Raw genomic sequence first — 18655 nt, 5'->3', positions numbered from 1 at the left:
ACCGGCACCAACTGGGTCTTCCGCGACGAGACCATGCACATGAGCTTCGCCTTCGACGTCGTCGACACCGTCCGCAAGGAAGAACCCGACCTCTTCGACGACCAGCTCCAGCAACAGGTCACCGACATGCTCAAGGAAGCCGTCGAAGCCGAGCTGCAATTCGCCCGCGACCTGTGCGGCGACGGCCTCCCGGGCATGAACACCGACTCCATGCGCCAGTACCTCGAATGCGTCGCCGACCAGCGCCTCACCCGCCTCGGCTTCGCCCCGGTGTACGGCTCCGAGAACCCCTTCTCCTTCATGGAACTCCAGGGCGTTCAGGAACTGACGAACTTCTTCGAGCGCCGCCCCTCCGCCTACCAGGTCGCCGTCGAGGGCACGGTCGACCTCGACGAGGACTTCTGAGCAGACTCCCTCAGAACGCCAGACTGCCGCTGCCCTCCCGGGCCTCGCCTTCAGCGGCGGCGCGGGCCTCGGCGGCGGCGTCGGCGAGGTCGTCCAGGAGCCGGGCCAGGGCCGTGCGGGTGGGCTCGTCGGTGATCCGGCCGTCGCTGATCATCAAGGTGGCCCGTGGGATGCCCAGTTCCCGCGGGATCACCTTGGCCCCCATCACGGCGAGGGTCTCGGCGAGCCAGGCCCGGGCCCGGTCGCCGCCGGTCATCGCGGGGGACGCGCTGGCCAGGGCGACCGGCTTGCCATCCATCTCCCCGCCCCCGACCAGCCACTCCAGGGCGTTCTTCAGCACCCCCGAGGTGCCGTGCGCGTACTCGGGGGTGGCGATCAGCAACCCGTCCGCCGCGCCGACGGCACCCCGCAGCTCCGCCACGACCCGGGGCAGCGCCGTCATCTCCACGTCGGCATCGAAGAACGGCAGCCGCCCGAGCCCCGGGTCGATGAGGAATTCCCGCGGGGGCACCACCCATTCCGCCGCCGACCGCAGCACAGCCGCGTTCAACGACCCCGCCCGCAGACTCCCGCACAACCCGAGGATTCTCATACCGGCCAGCCTATGTCCCGACGGGCCATGAGCGATGACGAACCAAATCCCGCCAACTGGGGCTTTTCCGCGTTGCCTTCGCGACGCGGGGTGAGAGAGGATGCCCCAGGTTCCGGGCGGTCTGCGCCGAATCGGCGGCAATGGGGCGTCCGGCACACGACACGCTTACGGGGTGAGTGAATGAAGTTCGACATGGGGTCGGCGACCCTGTCGCAGCTCGGCAAGAGCACGGTCGGTTCCAGCGACGACCTGGGAACGCTGATCAGGTTGCTGATCCAGGCGGCCGAGCCGCTGGAGGGCAGGTTCAACGGTGCCGGCAAGGCCGCGTTCGACACGTTCAAGGCGCATGCCGACGAAATCACGGCCGATCTGAACAGCTCGCTGAGCGCGATCCTGGGCGGCCAGTCCGGTATGGACACGGCATTCGGCAGCGGTGACACGGAGCTGGGCGACAACGCGCGGCAGAGCATGGGCGCCGCCAACTTCGACGCGGCCCGCTTCGGGGCGCGATAACCGGCCAAGCAGATCACCGGCCGAGCACCGACCGAGAAGACGAACCCACCGCTGCCGCACACCTTTCCGAAGGGGGCCTGAACATGGCGCAGAACCAGGACCGCCGCTCATACGACACCGGCGCCTCCGCCGAGGTGCAGACCAGCCTGGCCGGCATCATCGGCCGGCTGGAGCAGGTACTGACCGACCGCGACCGGGCGGTCAAGGCCGCGATGGCCGACTTCCAGGCGGACGGGGTCTCGGACGAGTACCACGGCAAGGAGGTCCGCTGGCACCGGGCCGCGGCCGAGGTGCGCGAGATCATCCGTCTGGTCCGCACGACGCTGGAGCAGAACGACGGCACCGCCCAGGCCACCCTCGCCAAGGCACGGGCAGCCGTCGACAGCATCGGCTGACGCGACGGCACGTCACGGGCGCGCGACGCCCGGCAGCAGGAAAACGGGGACGAGGGGATTGTCGTGACGGGGTGGGACATTCACCCGGCCGGGGTGTACAAGGTGCTGTCCGACTGCGGTACCGCCGCGAAGAACCTGTCGGACGCGGGCAGCGCGGTGCAGGGCAACCTGGAAGAGGCCGCTTCCGCGGCCGGCACGCTGACCAGCCAGTACGGCCCCTACACCAGCACGGCCGGGCTGGTCGGCTCGGCACTGGGCCGGTTCGCCCAGCACTGGAGCCGGGACCTGGTGTACATAGCCGAGCGCGCCTCCAGGTCCCTGCGCGGTGCCGACGAGGCGACCCGCTGCTACCTGGCCGGCGACGTGGAGCAGGCCGCGAACGCGCAGCGTGAGGCGGCCAAGGAGCCGAAGGTGGACCTGCCCGGCGCGGGCGGGGCGGCTCCCGGCGTGAAGGGCCGGTGACGGTGAGCGACGAGGCACAGCTGATCGATCCCTCCGGCATCCCGCACTTCATCGGTGACCTGGCCACCCTGGACACCGATGTGATGCTGTTGACCGCGGACGCGGGCCAGTTCCGCGCGTCCGGCGCGAATGTGCACACCACGTTCCAGCAGCTGTCCGCCTTCTACTCGGCACCCGAGGCGGAGCAGTTGTTCGGCACCACTCTGCCGGTGCGCACGAAGTCCGACGCCTTCGCCGACGACCTGGAGAAGGTCGCCAACGCCCTGTCGGACTACAGCCTGGAAGTCCAGCCCCTGGTGAAGAAGCTGGACGCCCTCAAGGCGGAGGCGACCGCCTTCGTGCACTCGGTCGCCGGGGACGACGACTGGCGCAAGGACCAAGACAAGGTCGACCACAACAACGACCTGTGGCACGACGTCAATCACACGGTGGCCGCCTTCCAGGCCGCCGAACTCCGGGCCTACAACAGGATCATGGCCCTGATCGGCGGCACCGCGCTGACCACCGACGACGGCTCCCACGGAAAGAACATGTACGGCTACGCGGCCGCCGACCTCGATCAGGCGGAGGCGACTCCCTGGGGCGCGCCGGCGGAGCGGGAGTACGAGGGCTGGTCCTGGCTGGCCCACCAGGGCAAGCAGGTGTGGGACGGCGTCTGGCACGACGGCGTGATGGGCACGGTGCACGGCCTGGGCACCCTGGTCGGCTGGGACGGCGCCGACGCGGCGGGCGAGGCGTGGAAGAACCTGGCCAAGCTCGGCACGGGCGTCGGCATGACCCTGGGCACCCTCGGCACCTGGGGGTGGGTGCCGGACGAGGATCTCCCGTCCTGGCTGCGTGACTCGCGTACGGTCCTCAATCAGACCGCCAAGGGATTCGTCGCCTGGGACCAGTGGAAGACCAATCCGGGCCGGGCGGCGGGCGCCTTCGGTTTCAACGCACTGACCGTCCTGGGCACGGGCGGTACCGGAGCCGCGGCCTCCGGTACGGGCAAGGCGGCGGCGACGGTCCGGGTGGTGTCGGTCGTCGGAAAGACCAGCCGGGTCATCGACCCCATGACCTACGTCGGCAAAGCGGGCAAGTTCGCGTTCACCAAGGTCGGTGACACCTTCACGGCCCTGAGGAACCTGCACACCCCCGACCTCCTCAAGCAGGCCGAAGCCGCCCGTTCCGCCGAGATCCCCGCCAACGCGATCCCCTACCTCGACCACACCACCGGCAAGATCGTCTACCTCACCGACGAGGGCCACCTCCTGAACGCGGACGGGAGCGTGCGCCAACGCGTCGACGAGGCCACGCACGAGCTCTCCTCGGACGACCGCGTGACGCTGGACGCGAGCGGGCGCACAGACCACGCGCACGAGCCGGCCGGGGTGGGAGCCCGAGCCGAGCACACCACCGACGTCACGCGTACCGGCGAGGGGACCGCAGGGCGGGAAGGCAGAGGCGGCGGCCACGCAGTTTCGCACGAAGGCTCCTCCGCCCGAGCCGCCGACCCGGGCTCGTCCCAGCGGTCGCGGGCCGGTGACGGAGGCGGCGGGAACGGCGTTCCAGGCACGGGCCGCGGTGACAGCGCTCACGCTTCCGGACCCGACGGCAGCTCGGACGGCCACGAGACCGCGGCCGCCCACGAAGGCCATCATCCCCCTGCGGACGACAGCGGTGACCCGCCCGAATCACATGAGCACGGCAGCTCCTCCGACGATTCCGGCACACACCCTGCCCTGCCCCCTGGCAGGGCGCGGCACACCCTGCGCGAAATGCGGAACATGCGCCACAGCCGGGCTCGATACAAGGGCATCGAGGACTACGTCCGTGACATGGCAGGTGGTGCGTCGGAACGCCACTACCCGGTGCCGGCCCACGATCACCCTTACTACCCTGTGGACGGGACTGGCGGACGCAACGTCGACGTTCCGGTGGACATGCCGGACGGCCGTACCCTGGCCATCGAAGTCAAGCACTACCTTGAATGGCGCACGATCACGCTGAAGGACGGCAGCAGGCAAGTAGTGAGGGGCGAAGTCCCCCTGAGCAAGGGAATCATCGAGCAGATAAACAAGGACCTTACGCTTCGTCGCCTGGACCCAAAGTTCGATCCTCGCTGGGCATTCACGCATGCGCCACCATCACAGGCACTGAGGAACTACCTTGTTCAGGCTCGTATCATCTTCATCGAGTACGGACCACCCCCTAAGTAGCAAGTTCCCCGCAGAAGGTGCACGACATGCCCAAGGCAAGCGAACCCGACATCCGAGAATGGGCCGAGCAGGGACGCCGGACCATCATCGATGTAGCGGACATGCTAGGGGTGCCCCCGGAAACCTATACCCATGACCCCATGAGTCTCATCCCGGCTCTGCAGGACTGGGTCTCACGGGCACCGCTCGATGAATTCGAGCAATCCGACTGGGTCACGCTGCACGCGGACTTGATGTGCTACCTCGCCGACTTCCTCATTCAAAAGTACGGCGCACGCTGGCAGGTCGAGGACGACTCCGCCACACACCGCGGACATCGCTACGTCATCGAGGCCACCGGGATCGACGGACGGACACGCCGGATCGACCCGGCCGAGATCGTGCGCATGGAATTCGCCGCTCTCCCGATCGAGATCGTACGCATGCTGGCTACCGCAGAACGCGAACTGCACCTCGCTTCCCAGCCCGGCGAAGGGGAGTAAGTTTCCTCCATGGCCGACCTGTTTGAGCTCACGCTTGCCTTGGACTTGCGGGACGAGTTGTCAGTGGGGGAAGTCGCCGAGCTGCACTGGCACCTCGGATCGGGGCCCATGCCGGAGAAACTCCGCATCGTTACGGACTTTCCGGTCGTGACAGAAGATGAACAAGGCGGATTCATCATCGAGAACCGTCCTGAGCCCCTTCTCGGCCAGCAGGGCGCTGCCTACAAGGTAGGGGGTGTACTTGTCTCGGTACTGCTGCGCAGACAGGACACGAAGACCGATGTCTGGGCGTTGACCAGTCGGCAGGAAATCCACCCGGATGATTTCGAGCGCACCGGTGAACTCCTCGGCTGGCTTGCGGCCAGGGCCGGTGAGCGGCACAAAGGCCCTGACGGAAGCGTTGTCCTGGGGTGGATCCGATTCCATGAAGAGTGCCGGCCCCATCCGCTGATCGTGAGTGACGGCACCGTCGTCTGGCCGTCAACAACACCCCACGGCTCGCTGCCGTTCTGAGAGACCTCATCGACTCGGGAATCGATACGTGTCAGCGCAGGATTACGACAGTCAGCTCCTCGAGTCCGTCGCCGTGCGGCGGCGGCGGTTGCGGGATGCCGTGTTGTTCGGGGGGCAGCGGCAGCGGCGTACCGTGGACGAGCGGCTGGGGAAGGCGTTCGCCGGGGTGGTGATCGCCGCCGTGGTGTGTGCCGGCTGTGTGGGGTGGTCCTTCCTCGCGCACCGAGTGGCCGGGCAGGATCCGTACGGGACGTCCGTGCCCGCACCCGCCGTGCATTCCGGTCAGGCCAACGGAACTCCCCGGCCTGCGGATTCGGTCCGGTGATAGGTTCGAACCCGTGACATCCCGGGGGACTGTGAGCGGTACGGCACTGAGTCGGGTCACCTTGGCCGGTGAGCGGCGGCGGGTGGATCTGGTGTTGCCGTCCCGGGAGCCGGTCGGGTTGTTGTTGCCCGAAGTGATGCGGCTTCTCGACGACCGGGTGGGCGAACGACCGCAGGCCCGGCACCTGGTGGCGGCCGACGGCAGTGCGCTGGAACCGGACGACACGCTGGAGTCGGCCGGCGTGCCCGACGGAGCCGTACTGCGGCTCGTACGGGTCGAGGACGCGCCGTCCGCCCCCGTGATCCATGACGTGAGCGACGAGGCCGCCGACGATCTGGACGCGCGGCTCTGGCGGTGGGACGCGCGGGCCCGGCGGATCGTGGCCGCGGGCGCGGGCGTCGCCTGGGCGTCGGCCGCCGGGTTCATGGCACGGCAGGGCTTCGCGGCCGGGACCGCGGGTGCCGCCCTCCTCGTCACCGCGGCGCTGGCCGCTGTGGCCGGGGTGCTGCTGGGGCGGGCCGGGCGCAAGGGGTTCGCCGCCGCCCTGGTCGTCGTGAGCGCGGCCGTGGGCGTGCAGGGCGGCTGGGCCGTCGCCGACGCCCAGGCCTGGCCGGGAGCCGTGCGGCTGGCCGTGGTGCTCGCGGTCGCGGTGGCGGACCTGGCTCTGCTCGGCTGGTTCTCCCCGTTCGGACGGGGCGCGCTGGTCGGGGCGGGGGCGCTGGCCGCGGCCGGGGTGTGCTGGGAGATCGCGCTCGCGGTCCAGTCCGGCGGGGCCGCGCGGGCCGGGGCGGTGCTCGCCGTCGTGTCCGCCGTCGCGCTGGGCGTGCTGCCCCGCTTGGCACTGACCGCGTCGGGGCTGTCCGGGCTGGACGACCGGCGCGCCGCCGGGGCGTCGGTCAGCCGTTACCAGGTGGGTACCGCCTTGGCCGCCACACATCGCGGGCTCGCGCTTGCCACGGTCGTCACCGCGGTCTCCGGTGCCGTCGCCGCGGTGCTGTCGGTGCGTACGGTGACGGTGTGGACGGTGCTGCTGGCCGTCGCGGTCACGCTGGTCCTCGCGCTGCGGGCGCGTGCCTACCCGCTGGCCGGGGAGGTCGTCGTCCTGCTCGCGGCCTCCGTGGTCGTGGCGCTGCGGCTGCTCTGGCTGTGGCGGGAGCACTCCGGTGCGGTGGCCCCGCTCGCCGTGCTCGGCCTGCTGGCCGTGCTGTCCCTGGGCGTAGTGGCCGTACAGCCCGCCGAGCATGTGCGGGTACGGCTGCGCAAGGCCGGTGATGTGCTGGAGTCGGCCGGTGTGATCGCTCTGTTCCCGCTGGTGCTCGGGGTGTTCGGGGTGTACGGGCGGTTGCTCGGCACCTTCGCGTGAGGTGGCGGTGATGACGGGTTCCGGTCGTTGGCAGGACGAGGTGCTGCGCGAACTGAACGCGGGCTCCACCGGCGAGACGGGTGAACAGCCGTCCCCGGAGGACGTCCGGCCGCCCTTGCCCGTGCGCCGGCCGGACGAGGAGCGTCCCAACCCGGGCAAGCGGCGCGGCAGGGCGTCCCGTGAGGCGCGCACCACGCCGCCGGTCCCCGCGACCCCGCCGCGTCCCACGACCGCACCCCAGCCGACCGCACCCCTGCCGGCTCCGTCCCCGCCGGCCGCGTCTCGGCCCACCGTGTCTCAGCCGGCCGCACCCCAGCCGGCCGCACCGTCCCCTGACCACCCGGGCACTTCCGCCGCACCTTCCACACCCGCCGCACCCGCGTCGTCTCCGGCCACCGGTGTCCGGCCGGCACCGGAGGGCCACCCCGCCGCCCCGGCCCCGCCCCCGGCGGACGTTCCCTCCACCGGCCCTTCCACGCCTCCGGCCATCGCTTCCCCCGCCACCCCTCCCACGCACCCGCGGAACGCCTCCCCCACCGGATCTTCCATGCCCCCGGCCAACACCGCGCCCGCCGTACGACCGCCCCGCCAGGCCTCGTTGCCGATGGTGGCGCCCGAGCCCGTGCCGACGCTCGATCCGCGTCTGGCCATAGCGCTCGGCTCGCCGCAGCACGGCGACTCGCTGGCCCGGCGTTCGGGCCGGTCGCTGCGCAGGCTGACCTCGTCGGCCGCGCAGGCGGTCGCCGAGGAGAGCCGGCTGGGCGGCCTGTTGCAGCAGCCGGTGACCACGGGCCGGGTGATCGCGGTGACGTCGATCCGCGGCGGGGTCGGCAAGACCACGACCGCCGCACTGCTGGCGCGGACGTTCGGCCATTACCGGCACGACCCGGTGCTCGCCCTGGAGGCGGACGCCGCCCTGGGCACGCTGCCGGTGCGGATGGGCGCGCAGTCCGTACGCTGGTCGTGCGTCGAACTCGCCCGGATCCTCACCCCGTCGATGCGGCTGACGGACGTCACCGGGTACCTGGTGCCGGTCGCGGACGGCGGCTGGCTGCTGCCCGCCGGTCAGGGCCGGGTGGGCGCCCCGCTGGACGTTCCCACCTACCGCACCGTCACGCTCGCGCTGCGCCGCTACTTCGCCGTCACGGTGGTGGACTGCGAGACGTTGCCCGGCGAGGTGGCCCGTACGGCGATGGACACGGCGCACGCGCGGGTGGTCGTCGCCCCGCTCACCGCGGAGGGCGTGGGCGGTACCCGGATCGTCCTGGACTGGCTCGGCCGGCTGCCGCATGCCGCGCTCGCCTCCACCGTCGTGGCCCTCGTCTCGACCACGCCCGACATGAACCTGGACCCGAAGGCCGCCGCTGCCCATCTGCGGGAAACCGGAGTCACGCTGGTGCATCTCCCCTACGACCGGCACCTGGCCGGTGGCGGACCGATCAGGACCGACCGGCTCGGCGAGGCCACCCGCCACGCGGCCACCCGGCTGGCCGCCGAGGCGCTCCAGCGGGCGGTGCGGCACCGTTGACACAGCGACTCGTCCACCGTCCGGCCCGAGCCACCCGCCCGTTGCTCCCGCCCGCGCCCCGTACGATCGAGCCCCCGCCGAACCTGCCCGAGGGCAAGACCGGCACTCCGGCGACCGCGCTGCTGCCGATGGCCGGTGTCCTCAGCTCGGTCGTGATGATGACGGTGGTCCGCTCCAGCCGGTTCGCGGGCCTGGGCGCCGTCGTCCTGGTCGTCGCGCTGCTCGGCGCGGTCGCCCTGTTCCTGTCGCAGCGCGGCAAGGCACAGCGGCAGCGGCGCGTGCAGCGCGAGCGGTATCTGGAGTATCTGGAGGAGCTGCGCGCCGAGTTGGGGGCGGCCGAGCGCGAGCGGCGCCGTGCCGCCCGGATACTGCACCCCGCCCCCGCCGCCCTGTACGACGTGCTGCGCGATCCGGCCCGGCTGTGGGAGCGGCGGCGTACGGACGCGGACTTCCTCGACGTGCGCGTGGGGGTCGGCGACGTACCCGTGCAGGAGCTGGCCGTCGGCCGGAACGCGGCCGGGGGCGTGCTCACCCCGCCCGACCCGTTCATGCTGAACGAGGCCCGCGCCCTCCAGGCCCGCTACACCACCGTGTCCGGCCATCCGCTGACCGTGCCGCTGGACCGGGCCGGCAACGTCAGCGTCATCGGCGACCGCGCGGACGTGCTGCGCGTCGCCCGGTCCCTGCTCGTACAGGCCGCGGTCACGCACGCCCCGGACGACGTGGCCATGGCGCTCGCCGTGCCCGAGGACCGGGCCGAGGAGTGGGAGTGGGCGAAGTGGCTCCCGCACGTTCTCGATCCGCACGGCCATGACGGTGCCGTGGCCGCGCGGCGCGTCGCCTCCGATCCGGCCGGGCTGGCCCTGGTGATCGGCGCGGACCTGGCGCGGCGCGCCTCGTACGCGGCCGAGGTGCGCCGCGGGCTGTCCGACGAGAAGGCGCTCACCCTGGCCGGCCGGCTGCTGGTGCTCAGCGACGCGTACGGGGGGAACGCCGTGGACCTTCCGCTCCCGGACTCCGCCGTCGCCTTGGCCGACATGGGCGTCACGGTGCTGCACCTGCTCGCCGAGCGGGTCCAGGAGCCCGATCACGTCGCCGTGCGCGTCACCGTCGAGGGCGACCGGGTCACCGTGGAGGACTTGCGCGGGCAGCCGGCCGTAAGCACGCGAGGGGTGGCCGACCGCACCGGTCTCGCGGAGGCCGAGGGGCTCGCGCGGGCCCTCGCCCCGCTGCGGCTGTCCGCCGAGTCCGCAGCCGAGGGCACCCCCGTCTCCGGTCCGGTCGACTTCCCGCAGTTGCTCGGCATCGACGACATGGGCGCCCTCGACCCGGCCCGGCAGTGGGCGCCGCGCGGGGAGCGGGACTTCCTCCGGGTACCGATCGGCCTGGACGACCGGCACCAGCCGGTGCTGCTCGACCTGAAGGAGTCCGCCGAACTCGGCATGGGACCGCACGGGTTGTGCGTCGGCGCGACCGGCTCCGGCAAGAGCGAACTGCTGCGCACGCTGGTGCTGGCGCTGGTCACCACGCACCCGCCGCAGGATCTGGCGATGGTCCTGGTCGACTACAAGGGAGGTGCCACGTTCGCCCCGTTCGCCCCGCTGCCGCATGTCGCGGGCGTCATCACCAATCTGGAGAACCAGGCCGGCCTGGTCGAGCGGGTGCACACCTCACTGGCCGGGGAGATCAAGCGACGCCAGCAGGTCCTCAAGGACGCGGGCGACGTCGCCGACATCGGGCACTACCGCGCGCTGCGCGCCACCGGCCGCCCCGGCCTCGACCCCTTGCCTCACCTCTTCGTCGTCATCGACGAGTTCGGTGAACTCCTCACCGCCAAGCCGGACTTCATCGACCTCTTCCTGTCCATCGGCAGGATCGGCCGCTCCATCGGCGTCCATCTGCTGCTGTCCAGCCAGCGCGTCGAGAGCGGCGGACTCCGGGGCCTGGAGACGTACTTGTCGTACCGGCTCGGTCTGCGCACCTTCTCGGCGGACGAGTCGCGCACGGTGCTGGAGACCACCGACGCCTTCCATCTGCCGCCGCTGCCCGGCTTCGGTTACCTGAAGGTCGACACCTCGACGTACACCCGGTTCAAGGCGGGCTTCGTCTCCGGTGCGTACCGCGGGCCCGCCGTACGAGAGAGCGGTGCCGACGCCAGACCGCTGGCCCTGCCGTACCCGGCCTTCCACGCGCCCGCCGCCGCGCCGGACGGGGACGTCCCCGTGCCACGTGAGCGCGAGACCGGGCCGACGGTCCTAGGCGTCGCGGTGGGCCGGCTCACCGGCACCGCCGAACCGGCGCGCCGGATCTGGCTTCCGCCGCTGCCCGCGGCTCTCGCCCTGGACTCGGCCGCCGGCCCGGTGCGGGCTTCTGCCGAGGGCCTGCGACTGGCCGGTGCCGACGGGCCGTTGCGGGTGCCGCTGGGGGTGCTGGACGATCCGGCCAGGCAGTGGCAGGGCCCGTGGGTGCACGACCTGAACACCGCGGGCGGCCACACCGCCGTCATCGGCGGCCCGGCCTCCGGCAAGACGACGCTGCTGCGCACCCTGGTGCTGTCCCTCGCCCTCACCCACACACCGCGTGACGTGGCCGTCTACGGCCTGGACCTGGCCGGCGGCGGACTGGGCGTCCTGGCCCGGCTGCCGCACGTCGGCAGTATCGCGACCCGCGCCGATCACGAGCGCGCCGCCCGCACCGTCGCCGAGGTGCGGGCGATGCTCGCCGAGCGCGAGAAGATCTTCCGGGAGCGGGGCATCGACTCGGTCGACCAGCTGCGTGCCCTGCGCGGCCGCGGTGAGCTGCCCGGGCTCGGCTCCACCGACGTGGTGCTGCTCATCGACGGATTCGGCGCGCTGCGCGAGGAGTTCGCCCACCTCGACGACGATGTGGCCGACCTCCTCAGGCGCGGCAGCGGCTACGGCATCCACGTGGTGGCCGGCATGCTCCGCTGGAACGACGTACGTCTCGCCGTCCAGTCGCTGTTCGGCAGCCGTATCGAACTGCGGCTGAACGACCCGGCCGACTCGTGCGTGGACCGCAGGCTCTCCGCGACCTTGTCGGCGGACACCCCGGGCCGGGCCCTCACGGACGGCAGGCTGTTCGCCCAGGCGGCCCTGCCCCGCGTCGACGGGCAGCCCACCACCGACGACCTGGGCCCGGCCCTGGAGCAGACGGCAGCCGCCCTGCGCGCCACCTGGCCCGGCGAGCCGGCCGCACCGGTACGGGTGCTGCCCACCATGCTGCCCGCCGAGCGGCTGCCCTCCGCCGCGGCGGTACCGCGCGCGATCCCGGTCGGCGTCGAGCAGGAGACCCTGTCGCCGGCCGTTCTCGACCTGTTCGGCGCCGACCAGCACCTGCTGGTCCTCGGCGACACCGAGTGCGGCAAGACGAACCTGCTCACCCTCGTCGCCCGCTCCCTCGTCGCCCGCCACGACGAGGACGAGCTGGTCTTCGGCGTGTTCGACCCGCGCCGCGGCCTGCGCGGGGTCGTCCCGGAGCCGTACCGCGGCGGCTACGCGCACAACGCCGCCCTCTCCCAGGCGCTCGCCACCGGCATCGCCGGCGAACTGGCGAAACGCCTGCCGGAGACCGCCGACCCCGACGCCCTGACCGACGAGCCGTCGTTCACCGGCCCGAGGATCGTGATCCTGGTCGACGACTACGACATCCTCACCGCCGCCGGGCAGCAGCCGCTCACCCCGTTCCTGCCGTACCTCTCCTCGGCCCGGGACATCGGCCTGCACTTCGTGGTCGCGCGCCGGGTCGCCGGGGCGTCCCGGGCGCTGTACGAGCCGTTCCTGACGGCGTTGCGGGAGACCGGCGCGACGGCGCTGGTGATGGCGGGCGACCGCGGCGAGGGCCAGCTGTTCCCCGGCCTGTACCCGTCCGCGCAGCCGCCCGGCCGGGGCACCCTGGTCCGGCGTGGCAGGCGCCACCAGCTGATCCAGACCGCCCTCGCGACCACCGGGGACCCCAGGGAGGCGCCGGCATGACCAAGGACGTCATCGCGCTCACCGAGCGGATGCCCGACGCCGCGACGCTGATCGCGGCCCTGCACGCAGGCGGCCCCGGCCTGGGCGTGACCGCCACCGACGACGGCGCGGTGATCCACCTGTGCACCGCGGCCGGCCGCCCCCTGGTCTCCGTGGAGTCCCCGCTCCTGGTCCAGGTGCCGGGCGAGGCCGAACGCCTCCTCGGCCCGGACGTCACCCCGCCGCCCACGCCGTACTGGTGGACCGAGATCCGTGCCTCCACCGCCGTTCCCGCGGCGGAGGCGCTCGCGGGATCGGTGTGCGGACGCCTGGCGCTGCTGCTGGGCGGAACGACCTGGCCGCGCCGGGCGCACGGCACGGCGGTCGTGGAGACACCCCCGGACGACACGGGCCGCACCGTGTCCCGGACACCGGACGGGGCCCTGCCCGCCGTCGACGTCCTCACCGAGTCCACCGCGGTGGTCATCACCGACCGCCCTGTCCTGGGACTCACGGCCTGGCTGTCCGGTGTGCTGCGCGCGACGGCGGCGTCCGGCCGGGCCCTGCACCTGGTCACACCGCCGCACGCCCGTCTCACCCTGCCCCTGCGCACGGCCCTCGGCGGCCCGCCGAACCGCTGGGTGGTGCGGCATCCGGCAGGCGGCTACTACGACGGCCTGACCGGCGCCCAACTGGCCTGGAGGGACGGTACCTTCACCCCGGCGTTCAGGCCCGCCAAGGTCGCGGACGCCTTCACGGAAGGGGTGCGGCCCACGGTGGAACGCCGGCTGACGGTGGCCCTGCGCACCGTCCGTCCGCCGGATGCCGGCCTCGTCCTCGGCACCGCCCTGGAGACGGCCTGGCGCCACCTGACCGGAGCTCCGCCCGCCGGGTGGGGCACCGCCGAGCCGGTCAACCTGCCCTGGTCACCCCGTCAACTGACCGAACTGGCCCGCGACCGCTCCCCCGAGCCCACCCACGCCGTCGTCATCGGCGCCCCGGACGTTCCGGCCGTGGCGACCCACCGCACGTCCCGCACCACGGCCGGCGTCGCCGAGGACGTCACGCTCACCGTCGGATACCCGGCTGCCGACCGGGTCCCCCTGGACGCGGTCGAGGCGCTGGCCGCGGAACTCGTCGATGCCCACGGCCTGTCGACCATGCTGACCACCCTGACCGCGGCGGACGCCGGCCTGACCGTGGCTCCCCGGCTCACCGCCCCGCCGGTCCCGGTCGCGTTCACCCTGGGCGCCCGGGACGTCCGGGCCGTCGGCCTCGCCCACTCCCGCCGTCCCCCTCTGGCGACGAGACCGGTACCGCTCGGCACCTCCGCTGACCCGGCCCTGCACTACCCGCTCGGCGACGGCACCGACCCCGCCGCCTGGGCGGCGCTCAAGGCCCTCACCGGGCACCTCAGGGTTGGCGGCGCCTGAATTATGGGGGGTGTGTCACCGCGCCAGCAGCCCCCGTTCCAGGGCGACGACGACGGCGCGGGTGCGGTCGCTGACGTCCAGCTTGGCGAAGACGCGCAGGAGGTGGGTCTTCACCGTGGCCTCGCCGATCACCAGGCGGCGGCCGATCTCGGCGTTGGACAGGCCGTCGGCGACCGCGCTCAGCACCTCGCGTTCGCGGGCGGTGAGGGCGACGGGTTCGGGGCGGCGCATGCGGGCCACGAGGCGTTCGGCGACCTTGGGCGCGAGGACCGTCTCGCCGCGCGCCGCGGAGCGGATGGCGTCGGCGAGCTGTTCGCGGGTGGTGTCCTTGAGCAGATAGCCGACGGCACCGGCCTCCACAGCCCGTTCGATCTCGGCGTCCGTGTCGTACGTGGTGAGGATCAGCACCCGGGTCGCGACGGGCAGGGCGACGATCTCGGCGGTGGCGGCCGCTCCGTCGAGCACCGGCATGCGCAGGTCCAGGAGGGCCACGTCGGGGGCGAGCCGCTGGACCAGGCCGACGCCCTCGCGGCCGTCGCTCGCCTCGCCGACGATCTCGATGGTGGGCTCGCCGGTCAGCAGGGCCACGACCCCGGCGCGCATCACGGCGTGGTCGTCGACCACGACGACCCGTATCCGGTCGGTGGCGGTGTCGGTCATCTGCTTCCTTCGGGGTCGGCGTGGCGGGGTCTCAGTCCCGGCCGGGCGTGGGCAGGGTGGCGAGGATGCGGGTGCCGTCCCCGAGGGAGCTGGTGACGGTGAGTTCGCCGTCGAGTTCGGCGAGGCGCCGGCGCATGCCGTCGAGTCCGAAGCCGCGGGACTCCGCGACGACGAAGCCCTTGCCGTCGTCGGTGATCTCCAGTTCGACGCCGCCGGGGACTTCGCCGAGGACGACGCCGACGGTGGAGGCACCGGAGTGTTTGCGCACGTTGGCGAGGGATTCCTGGGTGCAGCGCAGCAGGGCGACGCGGGTGCGCTGGTCGAGGTCGATGTCGGGCAGTTCGGCGGTGACGGTGACGCCGGTGTCCTCGGCGAAGCGGTCCAGGGTGCGGCGCAGGGTGGTGGCGACCGAGCCGGCCGCGACGCCGCTCGCCGGGACGGAGCCGACGAGCACCCGGGCCTCGGTGAGGTTCTCGCGCGCGGTCTGCTCGATGGAGGCGAGCTGCTGGGCGCTGCGTCCGGGGTCGCTGGGGAGGGCAGCGCGCGCGGCTTCGGCGAGTACGACGATGGAGGCGAAGCCCTGGGCGAGCGTGTCGTGGATCTCCCGCGCCATCCGCTCGCGTTCCTCGGCGGCGCCCTGGCGCTGGTGGGCGAGGGCCAGCTCCTCCTGGGTGAGGGCGAGTTCGGCGGTCAGTCGCTCCTGCCGCTCGTTGCTCTGGCCGACGAAGCGGTGGATCCACAGGCCGAGGCCGGTGCCGATGGCGTAGGCGGCGAGGGTGAACACCGTGTTCCCGGTGAGGAATTGGGGGCTCCAGCCCTGGCCGAGCGTGCCGCCGAACACGGTGAGGGCGGCGGCGCCGCCGCTGAGGGCGACCGCCTCGCGGGGTGTGCGGGTGTAGAGCCAGAACTGCGGCAGGGACACGACGTAGAAGGCGGCCCCGCCGTCGAGGAGGTACGAGCTGCTGCCGAGGGCGAGGGCGAGGAGGCCCAGGTAGGCCCGGCGGTTCAGGAGGCGGGTGCGCGGTCGGGCGAGGGTGAGGGCGTGGCACAGCGCGATCAGGGCGAGCAGGCCGAACATCCAGCCCTTGCGGGCCGGCGACCGGTCGAGCACACCTCCGGCCGTCGGCAGCAGTCCGAACAGGACCCAGACCGCCGTGTTCCACAGCCGGATCCGGTCCGGGGTGAGCCGGTCGCTCGGCTGCTGCTGCCCGTGGGCCACGCTGACTCACCTCATCCGTAAGGGTGTTCGGAATCCTATCGGCGGTGGTGGTCAGTTCACCGGCTCCAGGGGGCGGGCCGGGGGTTCGGCGGCGGTGGCGCGGGCGCGGCGCACACCCCGGGAGGGCCACCAGTTGGCCTCGCCGAGCAGGAGCATCAGGGAGGGCAGGACCAGCATGCGGATGACAAAGGCGTCCAGCAGGACGGCGACGGCGAGGCTGAAGCCGATCTGCTTCATCTCGATCAGGTGCAGGGCGGCGAAGCTGGCGAAGACGGTGACCATGACGACGGCGGCGCTGGTGACCACGCCGGCCGAGCTGCCGATGCCGTCGATGACGGCCTTGCGGGTGGGGACTCCGCGCAGCGCGGCCTCCCGGATGCGGCTGATCACGAAGACCTGGTAGTCCATGGACAGGCCGAACAGGATCACGAAGAGGAAGAGGGGGACGCGGGAGCCGATCGATCCGGTGGAGGTGAAGTCGACCAGGCCCTCGGCCCAGGTGTGCTGGAAGACCAGGACCAGGATGCCGAGCGAGGCGGCGGCGGACAGCAGGTTGAGGACGATGCCGACCAGGCCGAGGACGACGGAGCGGAACGCCCGGACGGTCATGGCGAAGGTGACCAGGAGGAGGGCGCCGATGATGAGCGGCAGCTTCTGTTCCTGGTGGGCCGGGTAGTCGGCGTAGCGGGCGACGTCTCCGGTCACGGCGGTCTCGGCGCCCGGAACCTGGCCGACGGTCTCGGGGACGTAGCGCTCGCGGATGTCCTCGAGGGAGGACTGGGCCTCGTCCGTGCTGACGTGGTACGGGACTTGGAGCTGGAGCATGCTGATCCGCCGGTCGGCCGAGGTGGTCAGGGCGGAGGTGCCGCTCAGGCGCGGGTCGTCCTTGACGTCGGCGGCGAGGGCGCGCAGGGCGGCGGTGACCTCGGCGGAGCGGCCGGCGTCGGCGCGTACGACGACCTGGTGCATGGACTTCAGCTCGGGGAAGGCCGCGTTGAGCCGGTCGTAGACCCGCATGGCGGCGATGGAGCGGGAGTGGGTCTCGCGGCCCATGTCGGTGAGTTTCAGACCGAGGACCGGGGCGGCCAGGGCGAGCAGCGCGAGGACCGTGACGAGGAGGGTGGCGGCGGGCCGCTTGGTGACGGGCCGCAGCACGGCGGCGGTGAACCGCCCGGGCCCGGTCCGGTACGTCCGCTGCTTCTTCGGCGCGAGCCCGCGGGCGGCCCGCCGCTCGGCCCGGCGCTCCGCCCGCATGCCCATCTTGGCGAGCAGCGCGGGCAGGACGGTCAGGGAGCTGACGACGGCGACGAGGGTGACGACGATCGCGCCGGTGGCGATGGAGGAGAAGATGACGTCGTCGGCGAGGTAGAGGGTGGCGCTGGAGACGGCGACGGCGAGCCCGGAGAGGACCACGGCACGGCCGGAGGTGGCGGCGGCGATCTCCACGACGGCCCGCGGGCTGAGCCGGCCACCGCCACGGGCGCGTTCCTCCCGTTCCCGCTTGAGGTAGAAGAGGGTGTAGTCGACGCCGACGGCGAGGCCGATCAGCAGGATGATGTTGGTGCCGACGCCCGCGTCGGGGAAGACGTGCGAGGCCACCATCGACAGCCCCACGGCCGCCACGATCGAGGACAGGGCGAGCAGCAGCGGTACGAGGGCCATGGCGATGGAGCTGAAGACGAGCAGCAGGGTGATCAGGGTGACCGGCAGGGCGATGACCTCGGTGCGCGAGAGGTCGTCGCCGCGCAGCTTCTCGACGCCCTTGCTGATGGAGGGCGAGCCGGTCTCCTCGATCCTCAGCCCGGGGTGGGCCTTCTGCACGGCGGCGGTTTGCGCGAGCAGCGGCTCGACGTGTTTCTTGCCTTCCAGCTCGGGCCCGTCGAGGGTGACGGTGACCCGTACGGCGGTGTGCCGCGCGTCCCGCACCGGTTCCGCGACGGAGCGGACCTCCGGCAGCCTCCGCATCAGGGCGGTGATGTCGGCGGCGGCCGCGTCGGCGTCAGCGGTGTCGAGCCGTCCGCCGCCGGGCTTGGCGGTGATCAGGACGTGTTCGACGGGCCGCTGCTGCAACCCGCCCTCGGCGGCGATCGCCTCACCGCGCCCCGCCTCGCCGATCCGGAAGTCCTCGGTGGTCGCCGCGTTGGTACCGACGGCGATACCGACCCCGAGACACAACACGACGAACACCAGCCAGCCGGCGATCCCCCGCCAGGGGTGCGCCGCACTCCAACCAGCCATACGCACAGGGAAATTCCTCATGCCGACCATGCTCTCGGCGGGGGGCACGGCGCCGACAGCGGCGACCGGTTGAACCTGGGGTCCACCGGGTGGTGGACGGGGGTACGGCGGAACGTACCTGATGGCCCCCATAACGCGGCAAATGGCGAGCGTCTTCGGCAACAACTCCGCGAAGACACGGGAGCAATTGGTTCAGCTCAGTGTCCGAGATCGAGGCCCGCATCGAGGATGTGCAGCACCTCATCGGGCGCCTCAGCCGCTACGAGGCTCGCATACGTGCCGTCGGTGTCCTCGATGAGACATGGTCGATCACATCCGGAATCCCGGGCACGGGCTTGCTTTTCTCTGATACACA

General features: G+C 72.2%; 16 protein-coding genes. 12 read left to right on the top strand and 4 right to left on the bottom strand.

The window, feature by feature from the left end:
* Positions 1-405, top strand: a 405-nt coding sequence (locus IE251_RS38665) for a ribonucleotide-diphosphate reductase subunit beta (RefSeq protein WP_189751275.1), incomplete at its 5' end; no start/stop codon positions are given.
* A gap of 10 nt (positions 406-415) precedes the next feature.
* Here IE251_RS38665 and IE251_RS38660 read toward each other — a convergent pair.
* A complete protein-coding gene (locus IE251_RS38660) occupies positions 416-997 on the bottom strand; it encodes an NADPH-dependent FMN reductase (RefSeq protein ID WP_189757626.1) in 582 nt (193 codons plus the stop codon).
* A 180-nt stretch (positions 998-1177) separates the two neighbouring features.
* Between IE251_RS38660 and IE251_RS38655 the strand changes: the two genes are divergently transcribed.
* From IE251_RS38655 to IE251_RS38610, 11 genes are all read left to right on the top strand, one after another.
* Positions 1178-1510, top strand: coding sequence for a hypothetical protein (locus IE251_RS38655; RefSeq protein WP_189757625.1), 333 nt, complete (start codon positions 1178-1180; stop codon positions 1508-1510).
* Between the two features lie 83 nt (positions 1511-1593).
* A complete protein-coding gene (locus IE251_RS38650; protein WP_189757624.1) occupies positions 1594-1905 on the top strand; it encodes a pore-forming ESAT-6 family protein in 312 nt (103 codons plus the stop codon).
* Between the two features lie 63 nt (positions 1906-1968).
* Positions 1969-2367 (top strand): DUF6507 family protein, encoded by a 399-nt coding sequence (locus IE251_RS38645; RefSeq protein WP_189757623.1) that lies wholly within the window; start codon positions 1969-1971, stop codon positions 2365-2367.
* A 2-nt stretch (positions 2368-2369) separates the two neighbouring features.
* Positions 2370-4568: a hypothetical protein gene (locus tag IE251_RS38640; RefSeq protein WP_189757622.1), complete on the top strand. Its 2199-nt coding sequence runs from the start codon at positions 2370-2372 to the stop codon at positions 4566-4568.
* Between the two features lie 26 nt (positions 4569-4594).
* Positions 4595-5050 carry a hypothetical protein gene (locus IE251_RS38635; RefSeq protein ID WP_189757621.1) on the top strand — a complete coding sequence of 152 codons (456 nt, stop codon included), beginning with the start codon at positions 4595-4597 and terminating at the stop codon, positions 5048-5050.
* A gap of 9 nt (positions 5051-5059) precedes the next feature.
* A complete protein-coding gene (locus IE251_RS38630) occupies positions 5060-5563 on the top strand; it encodes a hypothetical protein (RefSeq protein WP_189757620.1) in 504 nt (167 codons plus the stop codon).
* Between the two features lie 28 nt (positions 5564-5591).
* A complete protein-coding gene (locus IE251_RS41520) occupies positions 5592-5888 on the top strand; it encodes a hypothetical protein (RefSeq protein ID WP_229897129.1) in 297 nt (98 codons plus the stop codon).
* A gap of 13 nt (positions 5889-5901) precedes the next feature.
* Positions 5902-7251, top strand: coding sequence for a type VII secretion integral membrane protein EccD (gene eccD, locus IE251_RS38625; protein ID WP_189757619.1), 1350 nt, complete (start codon positions 5902-5904; stop codon positions 7249-7251).
* A gap of 547 nt (positions 7252-7798) precedes the next feature.
* Positions 7799-8779 (top strand): CpaE/TadZ family protein, encoded by a 981-nt coding sequence (locus tag IE251_RS38620; protein ID WP_189757618.1) that lies wholly within the window; start codon positions 7799-7801, stop codon positions 8777-8779.
* Positions 8776-12771, top strand: coding sequence for a type VII secretion protein EccCa (eccCa, locus tag IE251_RS38615; protein ID WP_189757617.1), 3996 nt, complete (start codon positions 8776-8778; stop codon positions 12769-12771). The genes IE251_RS38620 and eccCa overlap by 4 nt, the downstream gene beginning before the upstream one ends.
* Positions 12768-14183: a DUF6177 family protein gene (locus IE251_RS38610; protein ID WP_189757616.1), complete on the top strand. Its 1416-nt coding sequence runs from the start codon at positions 12768-12770 to the stop codon at positions 14181-14183. The genes eccCa and IE251_RS38610 overlap by 4 nt, the downstream gene beginning before the upstream one ends.
* A 15-nt stretch (positions 14184-14198) precedes the next feature.
* Here IE251_RS38610 and IE251_RS38605 read toward each other — a convergent pair whose 3' ends face one another.
* Genes IE251_RS38605 through IE251_RS38595 form a run of 3 tightly spaced genes read right to left on the bottom strand, consistent with a single transcriptional unit; the run spans position 14199 to position 18321 of the window.
* On the bottom strand, positions 14199-14843 hold the full coding sequence (locus IE251_RS38605) for a response regulator (RefSeq protein ID WP_189757615.1): 645 nt from the start codon (positions 14841-14843) through the stop codon (positions 14199-14201).
* A gap of 31 nt (positions 14844-14874) precedes the next feature.
* Positions 14875-16062 (bottom strand): sensor histidine kinase, encoded by a 1188-nt coding sequence (locus IE251_RS38600; RefSeq protein WP_189757614.1) that lies wholly within the window; start codon positions 16060-16062, stop codon positions 14875-14877.
* A gap of 51 nt (positions 16063-16113) precedes the next feature.
* Positions 16114-18321 (bottom strand): MMPL family transporter, encoded by a 2208-nt coding sequence (locus tag IE251_RS38595; RefSeq protein WP_189757613.1) that lies wholly within the window; start codon positions 18319-18321, stop codon positions 16114-16116.
* Positions 18322-18655 lie beyond the last annotated feature (334 nt).

Source organism: Streptomyces eurythermus (assembly GCF_014649115.1).
GTDB classification, from domain to species: domain Bacteria; phylum Actinomycetota; class Actinomycetes; order Streptomycetales; family Streptomycetaceae; genus Streptomyces; species Streptomyces eurythermus.
This window is presented reverse-complemented; position numbering and strand designations above follow the sequence as displayed.